The 19,206-nt window shown below is 41.3% G+C and carries 16 protein-coding genes and 1 tRNA gene; 16 read left to right on the forward strand and 1 reads right to left on the reverse strand.

Annotation, left to right across the window (positions count from 1 at the left end):
* Positions 1–42 precede the first annotated feature (42 nt).
* From tuf to F933_RS10555, 12 genes are all read left to right on the forward strand, one after another.
* Complete coding sequence (gene tuf, locus F933_RS10500) at positions 43–1,233, forward strand: elongation factor Tu (RefSeq protein WP_005050895.1); 1,191 nt, start codon at positions 43–45, stop codon at positions 1,231–1,233.
* 54 nt (positions 1,234–1,287) lie between these two features.
* Positions 1,288–1,363 (forward strand) — tRNA-Trp (locus tag F933_RS10505).
* 76 nt (positions 1,364–1,439) lie between these two features.
* Positions 1,440–1,880 (forward strand): preprotein translocase subunit SecE, encoded by a 441-nt coding sequence (secE, locus tag F933_RS10510; protein WP_005060990.1) that lies wholly within the window; start codon positions 1,440–1,442, stop codon positions 1,878–1,880.
* 7 nt (positions 1,881–1,887) lie between these two features.
* Positions 1,888–2,421 (forward strand): transcription termination/antitermination protein NusG, encoded by a 534-nt coding sequence (gene nusG, locus F933_RS10515; RefSeq protein ID WP_005050897.1) that lies wholly within the window; start codon positions 1,888–1,890, stop codon positions 2,419–2,421.
* 111 nt (positions 2,422–2,532) lie between these two features.
* On the forward strand, positions 2,533–2,961 hold the full coding sequence (rplK, locus tag F933_RS10520; protein ID WP_004637639.1) for a 50S ribosomal protein L11: 429 nt from the start codon (positions 2,533–2,535) through the stop codon (positions 2,959–2,961).
* A 3-nt stretch (positions 2,962–2,964) separates the two neighbouring features.
* Positions 2,965–3,660 (forward strand): 50S ribosomal protein L1, encoded by a 696-nt coding sequence (gene rplA / locus F933_RS10525; RefSeq protein ID WP_005050898.1) that lies wholly within the window; start codon positions 2,965–2,967, stop codon positions 3,658–3,660.
* A 251-nt stretch (positions 3,661–3,911) separates the two neighbouring features.
* The gene (rplJ, locus tag F933_RS10530) at positions 3,912–4,418 is read left to right on the forward strand and encodes a 50S ribosomal protein L10 (RefSeq protein ID WP_005050900.1); all 507 of its coding nucleotides are present in this window, start codon (positions 3,912–3,914) and stop codon (positions 4,416–4,418) included.
* A gap of 48 nt (positions 4,419–4,466) precedes the next feature.
* A complete protein-coding gene (rplL, locus tag F933_RS10535) occupies positions 4,467–4,832 on the forward strand; it encodes a 50S ribosomal protein L7/L12 (protein ID WP_005050901.1) in 366 nt (121 codons plus the stop codon).
* A 308-nt stretch (positions 4,833–5,140) separates the two neighbouring features.
* A complete protein-coding gene (gene rpoB / locus F933_RS10540; RefSeq protein WP_005050903.1) occupies positions 5,141–9,229 on the forward strand; it encodes a DNA-directed RNA polymerase subunit beta in 4,089 nt (1,362 codons plus the stop codon).
* 169 nt (positions 9,230–9,398) lie between these two features.
* A complete protein-coding gene (gene rpoC / locus F933_RS10545) occupies positions 9,399–13,592 on the forward strand; it encodes a DNA-directed RNA polymerase subunit beta' (protein WP_005050905.1) in 4,194 nt (1,397 codons plus the stop codon).
* Between the two features lie 162 nt (positions 13,593–13,754).
* A complete protein-coding gene (locus F933_RS10550; protein WP_005060994.1) occupies positions 13,755–14,120 on the forward strand; it encodes a hypothetical protein in 366 nt (121 codons plus the stop codon).
* 211 nt (positions 14,121–14,331) lie between these two features.
* Positions 14,332–14,688 carry a YMGG-like glycine zipper-containing protein gene (locus tag F933_RS10555; RefSeq protein ID WP_005050909.1) on the forward strand — a complete coding sequence of 119 codons (357 nt, stop codon included), beginning with the start codon at positions 14,332–14,334 and terminating at the stop codon, positions 14,686–14,688.
* Between the two features lie 63 nt (positions 14,689–14,751).
* Here the strand turns inward: F933_RS10555 and F933_RS10560 are convergent, their stop codons facing one another.
* A complete protein-coding gene (locus tag F933_RS10560; RefSeq protein WP_034710755.1) occupies positions 14,752–15,261 on the reverse strand; it encodes a DUF4442 domain-containing protein in 510 nt (169 codons plus the stop codon).
* Positions 15,262–15,353: 92 nt separating this feature from the next.
* On the opposite strand from F933_RS10560, the gene F933_RS10565 reads away from it, so the two are divergent.
* The 4 genes from F933_RS10565 (at position 15,354) to F933_RS10580 (ending at position 19,197) form a co-directional block, all read left to right on the forward strand.
* Positions 15,354–16,226, forward strand: a complete 873-nt coding sequence (locus F933_RS10565) for an alpha/beta fold hydrolase (RefSeq protein ID WP_005060997.1) — start codon at positions 15,354–15,356, stop codon at positions 16,224–16,226.
* 76 nt (positions 16,227–16,302) lie between these two features.
* The gene (locus F933_RS10570) at positions 16,303–17,667 is read left to right on the forward strand and encodes a Na+/H+ antiporter family protein (protein WP_005060999.1); all 1,365 of its coding nucleotides are present in this window, start codon (positions 16,303–16,305) and stop codon (positions 17,665–17,667) included.
* Positions 17,668–18,123: 456 nt separating this feature from the next.
* The gene (locus F933_RS10575; RefSeq protein WP_005061002.1) at positions 18,124–18,708 is read left to right on the forward strand and encodes an OmpW/AlkL family protein; all 585 of its coding nucleotides are present in this window, start codon (positions 18,124–18,126) and stop codon (positions 18,706–18,708) included.
* A 171-nt stretch (positions 18,709–18,879) separates the two neighbouring features.
* Positions 18,880–19,197 carry a lysozyme inhibitor LprI family protein gene (locus tag F933_RS10580; protein ID WP_191089214.1) on the forward strand — a complete coding sequence of 106 codons (318 nt, stop codon included), beginning with the start codon at positions 18,880–18,882 and terminating at the stop codon, positions 19,195–19,197.
* Positions 19,198–19,206 lie beyond the last annotated feature (9 nt).

Genomic DNA, 19,206 nt, shown 5'->3' on the forward strand with positions numbered 1-19,206 from the left:
GTTTTTCTCTAAACTAGTGTCGACGTAAACGAGGAAAATCAAATGGCTAAGGCTAAGTTTGAACGTAATAAACCACACGTAAACGTGGGTACAATTGGTCACGTTGACCATGGTAAAACAACTTTAACTGCTGCGATTGCAACTATTTGTGCAAAAACTTACGGCGGTGAAGCGAAAGATTACTCGCAAATCGACTCAGCTCCTGAAGAAAAAGCACGTGGTATTACAATTAATACTTCACACGTAGAATACGATTCTCCAATCCGTCACTACGCTCACGTAGACTGCCCGGGCCACGCCGATTATGTTAAAAACATGATTACTGGTGCTGCTCAGATGGATGGCGCGATCCTTGTATGTGCTGCGACTGATGGTCCAATGCCACAAACTCGTGAACACATCCTTCTTTCACGTCAGGTTGGTGTACCTTACATCATCGTATTCTTAAACAAGTGTGACCTTGTTGATGATGAAGAATTACTTGAATTAGTAGAAATGGAAGTTCGTGAACTTCTTTCTACTTATGACTTCCCAGGTGATGACACTCCAATCATCCGTGGTTCAGCGCTTCAAGCATTAAATGGTAACGATGGTCCTTATGGCGAACAAGCTGTAATCGACTTAGTTGCTGCACTTGACTCTTACATTCCAGAGCCAGAGCGTGCAATCGACAAAGCATTCTTAATGCCAATCGAAGATGTATTCTCTATTTCAGGCCGTGGTACAGTTGTAACTGGTCGTGTTGAATCTGGTATCGTTAAAGTTGGCGAATCAGTTGAAATCGTTGGTATTCGTGACACAGTAGTAACGACTGTAACTGGCGTAGAAATGTTCCGTAAACTTCTTGACGAAGGTCGTGCGGGCGAGAACTGTGGTGTTCTTCTTCGTGGTACTAAGCGTGAAGACGTACAACGTGGTCAAGTACTTGCTAAGCCAGGTACAATCAAGCCGCACACTAAATTCGATGCAGAAGTATACGTACTTTCTAAAGAAGAAGGTGGTCGTCATACTCCATTCCTTAACGGTTACCGTCCACAGTTCTACTTCCGTACAACTGACGTAACTGGCGCGATCAAATTACAAGATGGCGTTGAAATGGTTATGCCTGGTGACAACGTAGAAATGTCAGTAGAATTAATTCACCCGATCGCAATGGACCCAGGTCTACGTTTTGCGATCCGTGAAGGTGGTCGTACTGTAGGTGCTGGTGTTGTTGCTAAAGTAACTGCATAAGCCTAACGTTGTGTTACACTCAAATCGAAAGCTTCGGCTTTCGATTTGCATAATAGGCTAGTAGTTCAATTGGTAGAGCGTCGGTCTCCAAAACCGAATGTTGGGGGTTCGAGTCCCTCCTGGCCTGCCACTTTTTTTAAATAAAAAAGCTTGATTCTGGCTAAGTTGTCATATAATAAGTCGCGAATTCTACGACGAGTAAAAAAATGTCGAATGATAAATCGCGTGACGCATTAAGCGACGCGCCAATCCCTCAAAGAAATAATGCTGTAGAAGTTGTTAGTTCAGGTTCTCCGTTGGACGCTGTCTTATGGTTAATTGCTATCGCTTTGTTTATCGGTTCAGCACTGGTAAATCAACATTTACCAGCCTATTGGGCACCTGCAAATGATATTTGGGTGCGCGTTGGGGTAATTTTGGCTTGTATCGTCGTTGCTTTAGGTTTATTATACGCCACCCATCAAGGCAAAGGCTTTGTGCGTTTATTGCAAGATGCGCGAATTGAACTGCGTCGAGTGACTTGGCCGACAAAACAAGAGACGATCACGACTTCGTGGCAAGTTCTTTTGGTTGTGGTTGTTGCATCATTGGTTTTATGGTGTTTCGATTACGGGTTAGGTTGGTTTATTAAGTTAATTATTGGGTAAGAGCGCGATGAAACGTTGGTATATTATTCATGCCTATTCAGGCTTTGAAAAACAAGTGATGCGTTCGCTTAATGATCGAATTCAACGCAGTACTGTGGTTGATAGCTTTGGTGAAGTCCTCGTTCCTACTGAAGAAGTAGTTGAAATGAAGGATGGTAAAAAGCGTAAATCTGAGCGTAAGTTCTTTCCTGGCTATGTATTGGTCGAAATGGAAATGAATGATGACACTTGGCATATCGTAAAAGAATGTCCAAAAGTTCTTGGTTTTATTGGCGGTACGCCAGAAAAACCAGCGCCAATTTCACAACGTGAAGCTGATGCGATCCTTGCTCGTGTACGTAATACTGGTGAAGCGCCTCGTCCTAAGACGATGTTTGAACCAGGTGAAGAATTACTCGTTGTTGATGGTCCGTTCACAGACTTTAAAGGGGTCGTGGAGGAAGTTCAATACGAAAAGTCACGTTTAACGTTGACGATTAATGTATTTAATCGACCAACTCAAGTTGAATTGGAATTTCGACAAGTCGAAAAAACAGTTTAATTTCAGTTGTTTGAAAAGCGCCCGATTTGATCGGGCATTGTTGTTGTAATACTTCGGTGTTACTTATTTTTTTGGGGAGCCTAACGGCGTCTGTACCCAGAGGTAATTTCAATGGCTAAGAAGATTGACGGCTATATCAAGCTGCAAGTTCCAGCTGGTAAAGCGAATCCATCTCCACCAATTGGTCCTGCTTTAGGTCAACGTGGTGTAAACATCATGGCATTCTGTAAAGAATTTAATGCTGCTACACAAAAACTTGAAGTTGGTTTGCCAATTCCTGTCGTGATCACTGTGTACAACGATAAGTCGTTCACTTTCATCATGAAAACTCCACCTGCATCTATTCTTCTTAAGAAAGCTGCTGGTATTCAAAAGGGTTCTTCTGTACCAAACAAAACTAAAGTTGGTAAGTTGACTCGTGCTCAATTAGAAGAAATCGCGACTACTAAAGAACCAGACTTAACTGGTGCTGATTTAGACGCTCGTGTGCGTACCATTGCTGGTTCTGCACGTTCTATGGGCTTGGAAGTGGAGCTATAAGACATGGCAAAGTTAACTAAACGTCAAAAAGCCATTGCTGCTGCTGTGGAAGCAAACAAAGTTTATACTTTGGAAGAAGCAGTACAAGTTCTTAACAGCCTTCCAGCTGCGAAGTTCAAAGAATCTTTAGATATCTCGGTAAACCTTGGCGTTGATCCGCGTAAATCTGACCAAGTTGTTCGTGGTGCGACTACACTTCCTGCAGGTACTGGTAAAACTGTACGTGTTGCTGTGTTTGCTCAAGGCGCTGCTGCTGAAGCTGCTAAAGCCGAAGGCGCAGACATCGTTGGTTTCGAAGATCTTGCTGAAAGTATTCAAGCTGGTAACTTAGATTTCGACGTGGTTATTGCTGCTCCTGACGCAATGCGCGTTGTTGGTAAGTTGGGTACAATTCTTGGTCCACGTGGCTTAATGCCAAACCCTAAAGTGGGTACAGTGACTCCAGATGTTGCTAACGCAGTTAAAAATGCTAAATCTGGTCAAGCACGTTACCGTGTAGACAAAGCGGGTATTATCCACGCTGCTATCGGTCAACTTGGCTTTAGCGAAGAAGCTGTTCGTCAAAACGTTGAAACTTTAATTGCAGATTTGAAAAAATTGAAGCCTGCAACTTCTAAAGGCGTATACGTTAAAAAGATCACTTTGAGCTCAACTATGGGTCCTGGTTTGATCGTTGATGTAAGCAACGTTTCTAAGTAATTAGAAAGAATTTTGAAGCCTTAAACTTTTTCTTTGAAAAAGTTTAAGCAAACTTTGAATTGATAAATGAATGTTTATCAGCGTCAAAGACCTCAGACGAAGTGATGTCTTTATTGATGATCTTCTTAATTTTCCAGTCTGAGTAGACGCGGTGGTGTGATTTGTTGCTCCTCCGCGTGTAAGTCTGAAAAGACTTGCGAATTGGGAGTGCGCTCATGTGAGTGCATAGATCACCGTTAGGAGGTTTTACAATGGCTCTTCTTATCGAAGGCAAAAAACAGATTGTTGCAGAAGTAAGTGAAATTGCTTCTACAGCTTTCGCTGCCGTTGTTGCTGACTATCAAGGTTTAACCGTTGAGCAATTAACAGCTCTTCGTGTTGAAGCTCGTAAACTAGGTGTTGCTACACGTGTTGTGCGTAATACTTTAGCTAAACGTGCTCTTCAAGATACGCCATTCGCTATCTTGAATGATGACCTTGTTGGTCCAACAATCTTAGCATTCTCAACTTCTGAAGACGATATGGGTGCAGCTGCACGCTTGTTCGAAGAGTTCGCTAAAACTAACAAAGCATTTGAATTAAAGGCTGCTGCATTTGAAGGCAAACTTTATCAAGGTGCTGATGTTAGCGTAATCGCGAATCTTCCGAACCAAGAAAAAGCGCTTACTATGCTCGCATCTGTTCTTCAAGCTCCTATTTCGAAATTGGGTCGCTTACTTACAGCGCTTCAAGAGAAAAACGAGTCAGAAGCTGCTTAAGCTTAAATCTACTTTCACACCATTCAATATCCATTTGGAGTTACTCTCATGGCTTTAACAAACGAAGAAATCTTAAATGCAGTTGCTGAAAAAACTGTTCTTGAACTTGTTGAATTAATTTCTGCTTTTGAAGAAAAATTCAATGTATCAGCAGCAGCTGTTGCTGTTGCTGCTGGTCCAGCTGCTGCTGTTGCTGAAGAACAATCAGAATTCAACGTTGAGTTGACTTCTTTCGGTGCTAACAAAGTTGCTGTAATTAAAGCAGTTCGTGAAGCTACTGGCCTTGGTCTTAAAGAAGCTAAAGATCTTGTAGAAGGCGCTCCAGCCGTTCTTAAAGAAGCTGTTTCTAAAGAAGAAGGCGAAGAACTTAAGAAGAAGCTTGAAGAAGCTGGTGCTACAGTTACACTTAAGTAATGCTGTAGGGAGTCGATTTTTTGATAATCGGCTCCAAAAAATGGCTGATGGCTCTTGGGTCATCAGCCTTTTTGCGTTACAATAATCGGCTCGTTTTTTGTTAGTTTTGCATTTTTCAATGTGATTTTTATAACAAACGAATAAATATCAAACGCTTACCAATATTTTTTTGCTTATAAAAATATTGTTAAGCGTTTTAATACCACTAAAAATTGCAGCATTTGTAAACAGTGGTGGCCATATCGGCTTGCGTAATTCCTTCTAAGTACGTTCTGCAGGCGACTTAGTTTACTTTCCGAGGACTCCAGATGGCATACTCATATACCGAAAAGAAACGGATTCGTAAGAATTTTGGTAAATTGCCCCACGTAATGGAAGCACCGTACTTACTTTCGATTCAAGTCGATTCGTACCGTACTTTCTTACAAGGTGGCAAAACTCCAAAAAATCGCGAAGATATCGGTCTTCAAGCCGCATTTCGTTCAGTTTTTCCTATTGAAAGTTATTCTGGCAATGCTGCTTTAGAATTTGTTGAGTATAGCCTTGGTAAACCAGAGTTTGACGTGCGCGAGTGTATTTTGCGTGGTTCAACTTATGCGGCACCAATGCGCGTAAAAATTCGTTTGATCATTAAAGATCGCGAAACAAAATCAATTAAAGATGTGCGCGAACAAGAAGTATACATGGGTGAAATGCCACTCATGACCGATAACGGTACCTTTGTTATTAACGGTACTGAGCGTGTAATTGTATCGCAGTTACATCGCTCTCCAGGCGTATTCTTTGATCATGATAAGGGTAAAACCCATTCAAGCGGTAAAGTGTTGTATTCAGCACGTATTATTCCTTACCGTGGTTCATGGTTAGATTTTGAATTTGATGCTAAAGACCTTGTTTATGTGCGTATTGACCGTCGTCGTAAGTTGTTAGCGACCGTTATTTTGCGTGCTTTAGGTTATGCCAATGCGCAGATCTTGAATTTATTCTATGAAAAAGTACCTGTATATCTTGATATGGGTAGTTATCAAATTGACTTAGTACCAGATCGCTTACGTGGTGAGATGGCGCAGTTTGATATCTTGGATAACGATGGCAAAGCAATCGTAGAACAAGGCAAGCGTATTAATGCACGTCATGTACGTCAAATGGAAGCTGCAAACTTAGCTAAGCTTTCTGTGCCTGATGAATATTTGTATGAGCGTATTACAGCTGAAGACATCACTTTGAAAGATGGTGATGTAATTCCTGCAAATACATTGCTTAGCCATGAAGTGATGGTAAAAATCGCTGAAGGTGGTGTTAAGCAGTTCAATATTCTATTTACAAATGATATTGATCGTGGTTCGTTCATTGCAGACAGTTTACGTGCCGATACAACATCGGGTCGTGAAGAAGCATTAGTAGAAATCTACAAAGTAATGCGTCCAGGTGAGCCACCAACAAAAGAAGCAGCTGAAAACTTATTTAATAACTTGTTCTTCTCTTCTGAGCGTTATGACCTTTCTCCAGTGGGTCGTATGAAGTTTAATCGTCGTTTGGGTCGTCCTTACGAAGTGGGAACTGATCAAAAGTCACGTGAAGTTGAAGGTGTGTTATCACATGACGATATCATCGATGTATTACGTACATTGGTTGAGATTCGTAATGGTAAAGGCGAAGTCGATGATATCGATCACTTAGGTAACCGTCGTGTACGTTCTGTTGGTGAAATGACAGAAAACCAATTCCGTGTTGGTTTAGTTCGTGTTGAACGTGCTGTTAAAGAGCGTTTAAGCCAAGCTGAAACAGATAACTTGTCCCCACAAGATTTGATCAACGCAAAACCTGTTGCTGCTGCAATCAAAGAATTCTTTGGTTCAAGCCAGTTATCTCAGTTCATGGACCAAAACAACCCATTGTCTGAGATTACACACAAACGCCGTGTATCTGCGCTTGGTCCTGGTGGTTTAACACGTGAGCGTGCAGGCTTTGAAGTACGTGACGTACATCAAACTCACTATGGTCGTGTATGTCCAATTGAAACGCCTGAAGGTCCAAACATTGGTTTGATCAACTCGCTTTCAGTTTACGCAAAAGCGAACGACTTTGGTTTCTTGGAAACACCATACCGTAAAGTCGTTGATGGTCGTGTAACTGACGACGTTGAATACTTATCTGCAATTGAAGAAGTGGGTACTGTCATTGCACAGGCCGATTCTGCAGTGGATAAAGATGGTACTTTAACTGAAGAGATGGTTTCTGTACGTCATCAGGGTGACTTCGTTCGTATGTCGCCTGAGCGTGTAACCCATATGGACGTTTCTGCGCAACAGGTTGTATCTGTAGCAGCGTCATTGATTCCATTCCTTGAACACGATGATGCGAACCGTGCATTGATGGGTTCGAACATGCAACGTCAGGCTGTTCCGACGTTACGTGCTGACAAGCCGCTTGTTGGTACAGGTATGGAAGCAAACGTAGCACGTGACTCTGGTGTGTGTGTGATTGCAGATCGTGGTGGTGCGATTGAATATGTAGATGCATCTCGTATCGTGATTCGTGTAAACGAAGATGAAATGATCGCGGGTGAAGCAGGTGTAGATATCTACAACCTCATCAAATATACACGTTCTAACCAAAATACATGTATTAACCAAAATGTCATCGTGAACTTGGGCGACAAAGTTGCTCGTGGTGATATCTTGGCTGACGGTCCATCGACTGACATGGGTGAACTTGCACTTGGTCAAAATATGCGCGTCGCGTTCATGACATGGAATGGTTATAACTACGAAGACTCGATCTTGCTTTCTGAGCGCGTACTTCAAGAAGACCGTTTAACGTCGATTCATATTCAAGAATTGTCATGTGTCGCGCGCGATACTAAGTTAGGTGCAGAAGAAATTACTGCTGATATTCCTAACGTTGGTGAAGCTGCACTGTCTAAGTTGGATGAGTCTGGTATTGTTTATATCGGTGCTGAAGTGACTGCGGGTGATATCCTTGTTGGTAAGGTAACACCTAAAGGTGAAACTCAGTTAACACCTGAAGAAAAACTACTTCGCGCAATTTTTGGTGAAAAAGCGGCTGACGTAAAAGATTCATCTTTACGTGTTCCGTCTGGCACTAAAGGTACCGTGATTGACGTACAAGTCTTCACACGTGATGGTCTTGAAAAAGACGAACGTGCTCAAGCCATTGAGAAAGCTCAGCTTGACGCATACCGTAAAGATTTGAAAGAAGAATACAAAATCTTCGAAGAAGCAGCACGTGAACGTATTGTTCGTTTATTGACTGGTCAAGAGTCTAACGGCGGTGGTACAACTAAGCGTGGCGATAAGCTTTCTGTAGACGTATTGTCTGGCTTAGAGTTGGTTGATTTACTTGAAATCCAACCAAATGATGAAGCTATTGCAGAGCGTTTAACTCAAATTCAAGTGTTCTTGAAAGAGAAGAGCTATGAAATTGATGAGAAATTTGCAGAGAAGAAACGCAAACTTTCTACAGGTGATGAATTAACAACAGGTGTATTGAAAGTTGTTAAGGTTTACTTGGCAGTTAAACGTCGTATCCAGCCTGGTGATAAAATGGCAGGTCGTCACGGTAACAAAGGTGTTGTATCAAACATCTTGCCGGTAGAAGACATGCCACATGATATTCATGGTGTGCCAGTTGATATCGTATTAAACCCATTGGGTGTACCATCTCGTATGAACGTGGGTCAGATTCTTGAAACTCACTTGGGTATGGCAGCTAAGGGTCTTGGCGATAAAATTGAAAAAATGTTGAAAGAACAACGTACAGTGATCGAACTGCGTTCATTCTTAGACAAGATTTATAACAAGGTTGGTGGTGAGCAAGAAGAGCTTGATAGCTTAACTGATGCTGAGATCTTAGCGCTTTCAGGCAACTTGCGTGCTGGTGTTCCATTAGCAACGCCTGTATTTGATGGTGCTGAAGAAAGCCAAATCAAAGATTTACTTGAACTTGCAGACATTTCACGTACTGGTCAAACAGTATTGTTTGATGGTCGTACAGGTGAACAGTTTGACCGTCCTGTAACTGTAGGTTACATGTACATGCTCAAATTGAACCACTTGGTTGATGACAAGATGCATGCGCGTTCAACAGGTTCTTACTCACTTGTGACTCAACAGCCGCTTGGTGGTAAAGCACAATTCGGTGGTCAGCGTTTCGGTGAGATGGAAGTATGGGCACTTGAAGCATACGGTGCAGCATATACGCTCCAAGAAATGCTTACTGTGAAGTCGGATGACGTCGAAGGTCGTACCCGTATCTATAAGAATATTGTAGATGGAAACCATTATATGGATCCAGGTATGCCTGAATCGTTCAACGTATTGACCAAAGAGATCCGTTCTTTAGGTATCAACATTGAACTGAAAAATGGTGACTAATTAGCCATTAATCCCCCCAGCCCCCTTTATTAAATGGGGAGTTCCCACTCGAAAGAATAGGGGCTTCCCTCCTTAGAAAAAGGAGGGGCTGAGGGTGGATATTCAGTTAAAAAACAATATTTGTGACCCAGTTGGGCGAGCTTAGCTCCTCAACACACGGAGAAAAAAATTGAAAGACTTGCTCGATATCATGCGTAAGAAAACGGATTCAGAAGGTCATGCACCCGTTGAATTTGACCGTATCCGTATTGGTCTTGCGTCACCAGAGATGATTAAGTCATGGTCTCACGGTGAAGTTAAAAAGCCTGAAACCATTAACTATCGTACGTTTAAACCTGAACGTGACGGTTTGTTCTGTGCCAAAATCTTTGGTCCAGTAAAAGATTACGAATGCTTGTGTGGTAAATACAAGCGTATGAAATACAAAGGCGTCATTTGTGAAAAATGTGGCGTTGAAGTAACAACTGCAAAAGTTCGTCGTGAGCGTATGGGTCATATTGACCTTGCATCACCAGTTGCACATATTTGGTTCTTAAAATCATTACCGAGCCGTATTGGTTTACTACTTGATATGACATTACGTGATATCGAGCGCGTATTGTATTTCGAATCTTATGTCGTTACTGATCCTGGTATGACTCCGTTTGAAAAGTATCAACTTTTAACAGACGAAGAATACTACAATGCACTTGAAGAACACGGTGATGAATTCACTGCGAAAATGGGTGCAGAAGCGATTCAAGATTTATTGAAAGATATCGATCTTGAAGCTGAAATTGCGCGTTTACGTGAAGAAATTCCACAAACAACCTCTGAGACGAAACTTAAAAAAGCGTCTAAGCGTTTGAAATTGATGGAAGCATTCAAAGATTCGAATAACAAGCCTGAATGGATGGTGATGAATGTACTTCCAGTACTTCCACCAGACTTACGTCCGCTTGTACCACTTGAAGGTGGTCGTTTCGCGACTTCAGACTTAAACGATTTATATCGTCGCGTGATCAACCGTAACAACCGTTTGAAACGCCTTCTTGATCTTGCTGCACCAGACATTATCGTACGTAACGAAAAACGTATGTTACAAGAGTCTGTTGATGCATTGCTTGATAACGGTCGTCGTGGTCGTGCGATTACAGGTTCGAATAAACGTCCATTGAAATCTTTGGCAGACATGATCAAAGGTAAACAAGGTCGTTTCCGTCAAAACTTACTTGGTAAGCGTGTTGACTATTCTGGTCGTTCGGTAATTACCGTAGGTCCTACTTTACGTCTGCATCAATGTGGTCTTCCGAAGAAGATGGCACTTGAATTATTCAAGCCATTTATTTTCGCAAAATTACAAGCTTCAGGTCAGGCAACAACCATTAAAGCTGCGAAGAAAATGGTTGAGCGTGAGACACCAGAAGTTTGGGACGTTCTAGCATCTGTGATTCGTCAACATCCAGTCATGTTGAACCGTGCGCCAACACTTCACCGTCTAGGTCTTCAAGCATTTGAACCTATTCTGATCGAAGGTAAGGCAATCCGTCTTCATCCGCTCGTATGTGCTGCGTTTAACGCCGACTTCGATGGTGACCAAATGGCGGTACACGTTCCATTGACATTGGAAGCACAGTTAGAAGCACGTGCGTTGATGATGTCTACAAACAACATCTTGTCACCTGCAAATGGTGAGCCGATCATCGTTCCTTCTCAGGACGTTGTCTTGGGTCTTTACTACATCACACGTGATGCGGTAAATGCCAAAGGTGAAGGCATGGTGTTTGCTGATACGCATGAAGTTAACCGTGCATTAGCAACGGGTAAAGTTGCGATTCATGCTCGTGTTAAAGTGCGTGTACATCAAACAGTGATTGATGAAAATGGTCATCGTGAACAACAAACGATTATTGTTGATACGACACCGGGTCGTTGCTTGTTGTGGGAAGTTGTCCCACAAGGTTTAAGCTTTGACATGATTAACCTTGAGATGACCAAGAAAAACATCTCTAAGTTAATCAACTCTTGCTATCGTAAACTTGGTTTGAAAGATACTGTTATCTTCGCTGACCAATTGATGTATTTGGGCTTCCGTCAAGCGACGCGTTCAGGTGTATCTGTTGGTATGGAAGATATGTTGATTCCACCGAACAAGTACACAATTATTGATAAAGCTGAAACAGAAGTTCGTGAAATTGAACAACAGTTCGAACAAGGTTTCGTAACTGCTGGTGAGCGCTATAACAAAGTGGTCGATATTTGGGCCCGTACCAATGACCAAGTAGCGAAAGCGATGATGGATAACTTGTCATTCACAACTGTTAAAAACAAACAGGGTGAAGACGAGAAACAGAAGTCATTCAACTCAATTTATATGATGTCTGACTCGGGTGCCCGTGGTAGTGCGGCGCAGATTCGTCAGCTTGCTGGTATGCGTGGTTTGATGGCTAAACCAGATGGCTCGATCATTGAAACGCCAATTAAAGCAAACTTCCGTGAAGGTTTGACAGTACTTCAGTACTTCATCTCAACACATGGTGCACGTAAAGGTTTGGCCGATACTGCATTGAAGACAGCGAACTCAGGTTACTTGACACGTCGTCTAGTAGACGTAGCACAAGATTTAGTTATTACTGAATCCGACTGTGGTACAGCTGGTGGCTTAGTGATGACTCCATTCATTCAAGGCGGTGACGTTATTGAACCATTACGCGATCGCGTATTGGGTCGTGTTACTGCTGAAGATGTACGTCGTGCATCTGATGATGAAGTTGTGCTTCCACGTGGTACATTGATTGACGAGAAAATTGCTGCTCAGCTTGAAGAAGCGGGTGTCGATGAAGTTAAAGTACGTTCAGTGATCGCATGTGAATCTACATTCGGTGTGTGTGCACGTTGTTATGGTCGTGACCTTGCACGTGGTCACTTGGTGAACCCAGGTGAATCTGTCGGTGTAATGGCTGCACAATCAATTGGTGAGCCTGGTACACAGTTAACAATGCGTACCTTCCACGTGGGTGGTGCGGCAAGCCGAACTTCTGCTGCAAATAGTGTTCAAGTACGTAACAAAGGTACTGTACGTTTCCACAACGTGAAAACGGTACAACATGCCAAAGGTCACTTGGTATCAGTTTCACGTTCAGGTGAAATCGGTATTGCGGATGACTTAGGTCGTGAGCGCGAGCGTTATAAACTTCCTTACGGTGCAAGCATCTTGTTAAAAGATGGTGAAGCTGTAGAGGCTGGCGGTATCGTAGCGACTTGGGATCCACATACACATCCACTTGTTACAGAAGTTGCGGGTAAAGCACGTTTCAGCCAAATCGCTGATGGTGTAACTGCAACCTCTAAAACAGATGATGCTACAGGTATGACCACTGTTGAAATCTTACCAGTAACAGCACGTCCTGCTTCTGGTAAAGATTTACGTCCTGCGATTGTGTTGGATACAACAGATGGCGGCGAACAATTCTACTTCTTACCACAAAACACGATTGTAACCGTTCGCGATGGTGCAACGATTGGTGTGGGTGATGTACTTGGTCGTGTGCCACAAGAAACTTCACGTACCCGTGATATTACCGGTGGTCTTCCACGCGTAGCTGACTTGTTTGAAGCGCGTAAACCGAAAGAACATGCGATTCTTGCAGAAGTATCGGGTGTTGTAAGCTTCGGTAAAGAGACTAAAGGTAAGAACCGTTTAGTGATTACTCCGGATGATGGCTCTGAGATTTACGAAGAGTTAATTCCAAAATGGCGTACGATCAACGTGTTCGAAGGTGAGCATGTGAACCGTGGTGAAACCATTTCTGATGGTCCACAAAATCCACATGATATCTTGCGTTTGAAAGGTGAAGTTGCATTAACCAACTACATCGTGAATGAAGTTCAAGACGTTTACCGTCTCCAAGGTGTAAAAATCAACGATAAGCACATTGAAGTTGTTGTACGTCAAATGTTGCGTAAAGTTGATATCACTGATGGCGGTGATACAAGCTTCATCAAAGGCGAGCAAGTGGATTACATCCGTGTTGTTGGTGAAAACCAAGCTGTCTTGGCTCAGAACAAGTTCCCAGCGAAGTTTGAACGTCAATTGATGGGTATCACGAAAGCATCGCTTTCTACAGACTCGTTCATCTCTGCTGCATCGTTCCAGGAAACCACACGTGTGTTAACTGAAGCGGCTGTAACAGGTAAAGAAGATGATTTACGTGGTTTGAAAGAGAACGTTGTTGTGGGTCGTTTGATCCCAGCGGGTACAGGTCTTGCTTATCACCTAGAGCGTCGTCGTCAGGAATCTGAAGCGGCAGAAATCGAACTACATAACGATTTCAGTGATGTTGATCAAGCATTTAGTCAAGCATTGAACTCAGATCAGTTCTAAGTTTTAATGAATAAAAAAGGCACCTTCGGGTGCCTTTTTTGTGGAAATAAGAAGCAAATGTTACAAAAACGCATTAGGGTATTAGTATTTGATTACTGAATCAAAGTAAACAGTTCATTAAAGCAGTCTATGCTACCCACATCTGAGAGAGGAGTAATTCTAATGAAAAAAATGATGATGATTGCTGGCGTAGGTCTGATGTCTACCACCTTATTTGTGGGTTGCCAACATGCGAGTCCAGAAAGTAAACGTATCGGTTCTGCTGCGATTGGTGGTGGTGCGGGTGGTGCTGTCGGTAAAAGTGTCGGTGGTAATCTAGGTGCTGGCTTGGGTGCAGCACTTGGAGCAGGTGTTGCTGCTAATGCGAAAGGTGCAAACAGCAAAAACACGCGTAATAGCGCGATCGGAGCAGGTGTTGGAGCTTGGCTTGGTGGTGCTGTACTCGGTGGTACAGCAGGTGCTGCAACAGGTGGAGCACTGGGTGGTAGTGCAGGTGCTGCATATGGCGAGAAAAAAGGTAAATACTAAAAAATAAGCTTAGTCTTATTTAAAAATCAAAAAGAAGCTCTCATCTAAATGAGAGCTTCTTTTTTCATTTTGATATTTTAATTTTGTGACGATAAAAATGTGAAGCCTTTACAAAATATCAAACGATTAGGACATTGCGATAACACAATATGATCAAAATACTCATCAAAGAAGATTATGCTTTAAATAGAAAAACAGGAGTGAGATGATTATGAAAAATACAATAGGTATAGTTTCTACTTTAGTGCTATCGGCGGTGATGTTCACTGGTTGCCAAAATATGAGTGCATCTGACCAACGAATTGGTGCAGCAGCGCTTGGTGGTGCTGTCGGTGGTGGTGTAGGAAATCATGTCGGTGGTGGTCTTGGCGCTGGTGTCGGTGCAGCGGCAGGTGCTGGTGTCGGTGCAAATGCCAAAGGTGGTAGTAGCAGTTCTACAACAAGTAGTGCGATTGGTGCAGGTATTGGTTCTGTGATCGGTAAATCAATTTTTGGTGGTAATTCTGGCGCAGCAATTGGTGGTGCAATCGGTGGTGGCGCTGGTGCTGCGATTCAAGAAAAGAAATAGTAAAGTCTTGAGTTTTAATCAATAAGCCTGCATTTTGCGGGCTTATGTTTTTTAATTACACCATCAAGAAACAGTGGCTTTGGTTTTTTTTCGACGGATATATAAAACTTTTTCAACTTCCGCGATACGTGTGCCTGCTTCATCTACAATATTGAGTGTGTAATGGCGAAAAACAGGCTTATGATTCTCAGCCAATTTTTTAATTTCCATTATTTCATTGGCACTGAGTTGGATGTCTGCATAGACGGTACTACGACCAGGGGAGAGGAAGTTAATAGACGCACTTTTATCCCAAACAATATATTTATGACCTAAGTGGTGCATTAAAAGAAGCATATAAAAGGGATCAACCATTGAATATAAACTGCCACCAAAATGGGTGCCGACGATATTTCTATTTTTTCTTGTAAGCGGCATTTTGATTCGAATATGGTAGTTGTCTAAATCAAATGTCTCAATCGAAATACCTGCTCCACGGTATGGAGAGTAGTGATTGATCATAAATTTAGATATCGCTGGAATGGTTCGAATTTTTTTGAAAAAGTCTTTCATGGTCAATTTTTTTTCTTGCAACTCTATTCATACTCCATAAGTATCATTTTTAGTGCACCGCTGGCAATGGTTGATTTATAACCTCATCGCTTAAAACAAAATGGGAAAGAATTATGCAAGCACAAGTAAAAACAGTTACCACTTCTGACCAACAAACCCTATGTGTAAAAATGTGGGGAAATGAAAAGAAAACGCCTTTGGTCTTAGTGCATGGCTATCCTGATAATCAGGAAGTATGGGAACCCATCATTGAACGATTAGTCGATGACTATTATGTTGTGACTTATGATGTACGTGGTGCAGGTCTATCATCGATTCCAAAACGTATTAAAGATTATCGTTTGCCACGTTTATCGTTAGATTTACAGGAAGTTGTTGATCAAGTACTACCGAATCGTGATTTTCATATGGCAGCACATGATTGGGGATCATTACAGTCATGGGAATCAGTGACTGAGCCAAAACTTAAAGGTCGCTTATTATCTTATACGACCATTTCAGGTCCTTGCTTAGATCATGCTTCATTATATTTACGCGAAAAATTTAAAGCAGCACCAAGTAATGTCCTAAAAATGTTGACTAAATCTTGGTACATTGGTGCGTTTCATTTACCTTTGATCGCACCAACGGTGTGGACTTTTTTTAGCCCAGAAAAATGGGGTAAAATTTTAAATGGCTTAGAGAAAAAGAAAGATTTACCTCTAAATGCCAATATTGTAGCGGATGGTAAGTATGGTATTAACTTATATCGCGCGAACTTTATTCCATCTCTTACCCAACCACGTCAACGTTATGCACAATGCCCTGTTCAAGCAATTGTGTTAAAAAGAGATGCGTTTGTAAGCCCAGAATATATCACTGAATCAATGCCAAAATGGGTTGAAAAATTTGAATATACTGAGCTTGATGCGAATCACTGGGCGGTACTGAGCCAGCCAGAAAAAATTGCCGATTATATTCGCCAATTTATCGTGAAAAATGCATAAATAAAAATCAACTGACAGCAATCGTAGAATTTAAACTCTGTTAGAATGGCGCCCTCGTTTCATTTAGTTCAAAGTTATGTTCGCGATTATTGCAGCGGTTGCTGTCATGTTCGGCCTTTCCTTGGGGCGAGTTCCAGTTGTTTTTGCACTTGTAATTGGAGCTTTAACGGGAGGTTTGTTGGCTGGCCTAGGGGTACAAGGTACTTTAGATGCATTTAATAATGGTCTAGGAGGCGGTGCTCAAATTGCACTTGCTTATGGGGTACTCGGTGCTTTTGCTTTGGCGCTTGCTCGTTCTGGCTTACCTGATTTACTCGCTTATAAATTAGTTAAAAGTCTAAAAAATGATGCAGATGTTCGTGCTCAGAAAAAGGTGAAATTTCTCATTTTTCTCACAGTTGGCGCGGCTGCAGTGGCATCACAAAATGTCATTCCAGTGCACATTGCATTCATTCCAGTTTTAATCCCACCGTTATTAACTGTTTTTAACCATCTGCGCTTAGACCGTAGAGCGATTGCATGTGTGCTGACCTTCGGCTTAGTTGCAACGTATATGTTCCTGCCAATGGGATTTGGTGCGATCTTCTTGAATGATATTTTGGCGCACAATATTAATCATTTTGGTCAAAGCTATGGCTTCCATATCAGCAATGACCAAATTCCGCGTGCAATGTTGATTCCTGTATCAGGGATGTTCTTGGGGATGTTAACAGCGGTTTTTATCAGTTATCGTAAACCTAGAGATTACCAAGACAAAGCATTACATAACGTAACTCGTAGTATTGTGGGGGAAATGACCCAAGAACAACAAGCACCACAGATTGCAAAGTTCACATTATTCATGGCCGCATTTGCGATTCTTGCAACGATTGTCGTGCAACTCTATTCAGATTCAATGATTGTCGCTGGCTTAGTCGGTGTAGCAATCCTCAGTTGTGCTGGAATCTTCAAGTGGAAAGAAGCCGATGATGTGATTGTGACAGGTATGCGTATGATGGCACTGGTAGGTTTTACCATGATTGCTGCACAAGGTTTTGCTGCGGTCATTGAAGCAACCAATCAAGTTCCTGAGCTTGTCAAAGCAACAGCAGGTTGGATTGGGGATAGTAAAGCCTTAGCGGCATTTGTCATGCTTTTGGTCGGTCTGTTGATCACGCTTGGTATCGGTTCTTCATTTTCTACTGTACCAATCTTAGCCATTATGTATGTGCCATTATGTTTACAGTTTGGTTTTAGTCCAATGGCAACGATTGCAATCATTGGTACTGCTGCTGCATTAGGTGATGCAGGCTCTCCAGCTTCAGATTCAACACTTGGACCAACATCGGGTTTGAATATGGATGGTCAACATGATCATATGAGAGATAGTGTTGTACCGACCTTTTTGCATTTCAATATACCTTTGATCATTTTTGGCTGGATTGCTGCGATGATTTTATAAAAAATTAAAACTCTATTTAGGCTCTATTTATAGAGCCTTTTTATTGTTTGAGAAATACATCACAGAAAAATTTTTTTTAATAATACAGATATCAAAATAATAATATGTGTTATGACATTTTTTGTCTCTTTATTGATCTATTTGTATAATGCTGTCATTTTATTATTTTCAGATTATTTATATTTTTAAGTTATTTTAAAATGTATTATTTAAAATAACTTTACTATTTTGATTGGATATTTAAAGTATACAAAAAAGCTAGGTTTTATAGTGACTTAAATTGACTAAATTTGTCGGAATTATAATTTTTTACATATTTTTACAAATATAATTTTATATTATTCAGTGTTTTATAAATATAAATAAAATAGTCGGATTTCATCTGTATTGCATAATGTAAAAAATAATGTCTATTATTATGTACAAGATAGATAATTTGTTAAAGAGGTTGTTTGAATGTTAAAAAAAATATTAGTTGTTGCATTATTGGGGTTATCTTCAACGGCTTTTGCAGGCGGATTTCAAGTCAAGGTCGGTGCGAGTTTAATTGATCCAACGGCAGATACAACTCTAAAAGCAGATGCGGTAGTTAAAGGTGATTATGAATTTGCATTTACACCTTCGGTTGAATATTTCTTTGGAGATACTCCATTTTCAGCTGAAATTTTACTAGCAAATCCAATTAATCATGATGTGTTATTAAATGGTGAAAAAGTGGCGAGTGTTCGCCAGTTGCCACCAACCATTACAGCAAAATATAACTTTAAAAACGCAAGTCGTTTTACACCATATATTGGCGTTGGTGGTACAGCATTTATTGCATGGCACGAAAAGGGCGTTGCTGATGACGTAAAAAATGCCTATGGATTTGCAGGCCAATTGGGTTTTAACTTCCAACCAGCAGATGCGAAAAACTGGGGTGTATACATGGACGTCCGTTATGCAGACATCAGCCCTGAAGTGAAGTTAATTGATGGGACTAAATTTGATTTAGATCTTAACCCAGTAGTTTATACCTTGGGTTATAGCTATAAGTTCTAAATTATATCCTAGTAAAAACCTCACTTAATGTGAGGTTTTTTTATTTCTCAGATTTTCAATTTCAATATAAAAAGCTACAAGTTGTAAGCATCGGATTTTGTATTCTCAAAATAAGGTCATTGTTTTAGGAAGCAAAAAGTGAAAATTGTTATAGCACCAATATTATTGCTTATGTCTTTATTGATGTTTTCTCAAACGCACGCTGCTAGTTTTTCCTGTAAAGCCGTTAAATTAAAAACAGAGCAACAGATTTGTAATACTCGTGAACTTAATGATGCTGATGTCAAGCTTGCAACAACATACCAAATTATTTTACATGCTTTACCAATGGGCGGCCGAGATGCAGAGAAAGATCGACAGTTTGCATGGTTAAAACAGCGTAATAGCTGTGGAGCAAAGAACAGTTGTATTAAAACCGCGTATCTACAGCGCCAACAGCAGCTTGATCAACTATTACAAGAGCGTGTTTTAAGTAATGGACCATTCTAATTTGATTTT

It is taken from the genome of Acinetobacter beijerinckii CIP 110307 (assembly GCF_000369005.1).
GTDB classification, from domain to species: domain Bacteria; phylum Pseudomonadota; class Gammaproteobacteria; order Pseudomonadales; family Moraxellaceae; genus Acinetobacter; species Acinetobacter beijerinckii.

Coding starts and splice junctions, on each gene's coding strand:
- tuf (WP_005050895.1), top strand. CDS start 43: ATGGCTAAGGCTAAGTTTGAACGTAATAAACCACACGTAAACGTGGGT.
- secE (WP_005060990.1), top strand. CDS start 1,440: ATGTCGAATGATAAATCGCGTGACGCATTAAGCGACGCGCCAATCCCT.
- nusG (WP_005050897.1), top strand. CDS start 1,888: ATGAAACGTTGGTATATTATTCATGCCTATTCAGGCTTTGAAAAACAA.
- rplK (WP_004637639.1), top strand. CDS start 2,533: ATGGCTAAGAAGATTGACGGCTATATCAAGCTGCAAGTTCCAGCTGGT.
- rplA (WP_005050898.1), top strand. CDS start 2,965: ATGGCAAAGTTAACTAAACGTCAAAAAGCCATTGCTGCTGCTGTGGAA.
- rplJ (WP_005050900.1), top strand. CDS start 3,912: ATGGCTCTTCTTATCGAAGGCAAAAAACAGATTGTTGCAGAAGTAAGT.
- rplL (WP_005050901.1), top strand. CDS start 4,467: ATGGCTTTAACAAACGAAGAAATCTTAAATGCAGTTGCTGAAAAAACT.
- rpoB (WP_005050903.1), top strand. CDS start 5,141: ATGGCATACTCATATACCGAAAAGAAACGGATTCGTAAGAATTTTGGT.
- F933_RS10550 (WP_005060994.1), top strand. CDS start 13,755: ATGAAAAAAATGATGATGATTGCTGGCGTAGGTCTGATGTCTACCACC.
- F933_RS10555 (WP_005050909.1), top strand. CDS start 14,332: ATGAAAAATACAATAGGTATAGTTTCTACTTTAGTGCTATCGGCGGTG.
- F933_RS10565 (WP_005060997.1), top strand. CDS start 15,354: ATGCAAGCACAAGTAAAAACAGTTACCACTTCTGACCAACAAACCCTA.
- F933_RS10570 (WP_005060999.1), top strand. CDS start 16,303: ATGTTCGCGATTATTGCAGCGGTTGCTGTCATGTTCGGCCTTTCCTTG.
- F933_RS10575 (WP_005061002.1), top strand. CDS start 18,124: ATGTTAAAAAAAATATTAGTTGTTGCATTATTGGGGTTATCTTCAACG.
- F933_RS10580 (WP_191089214.1), top strand. CDS start 18,880: ATGTCTTTATTGATGTTTTCTCAAACGCACGCTGCTAGTTTTTCCTGT.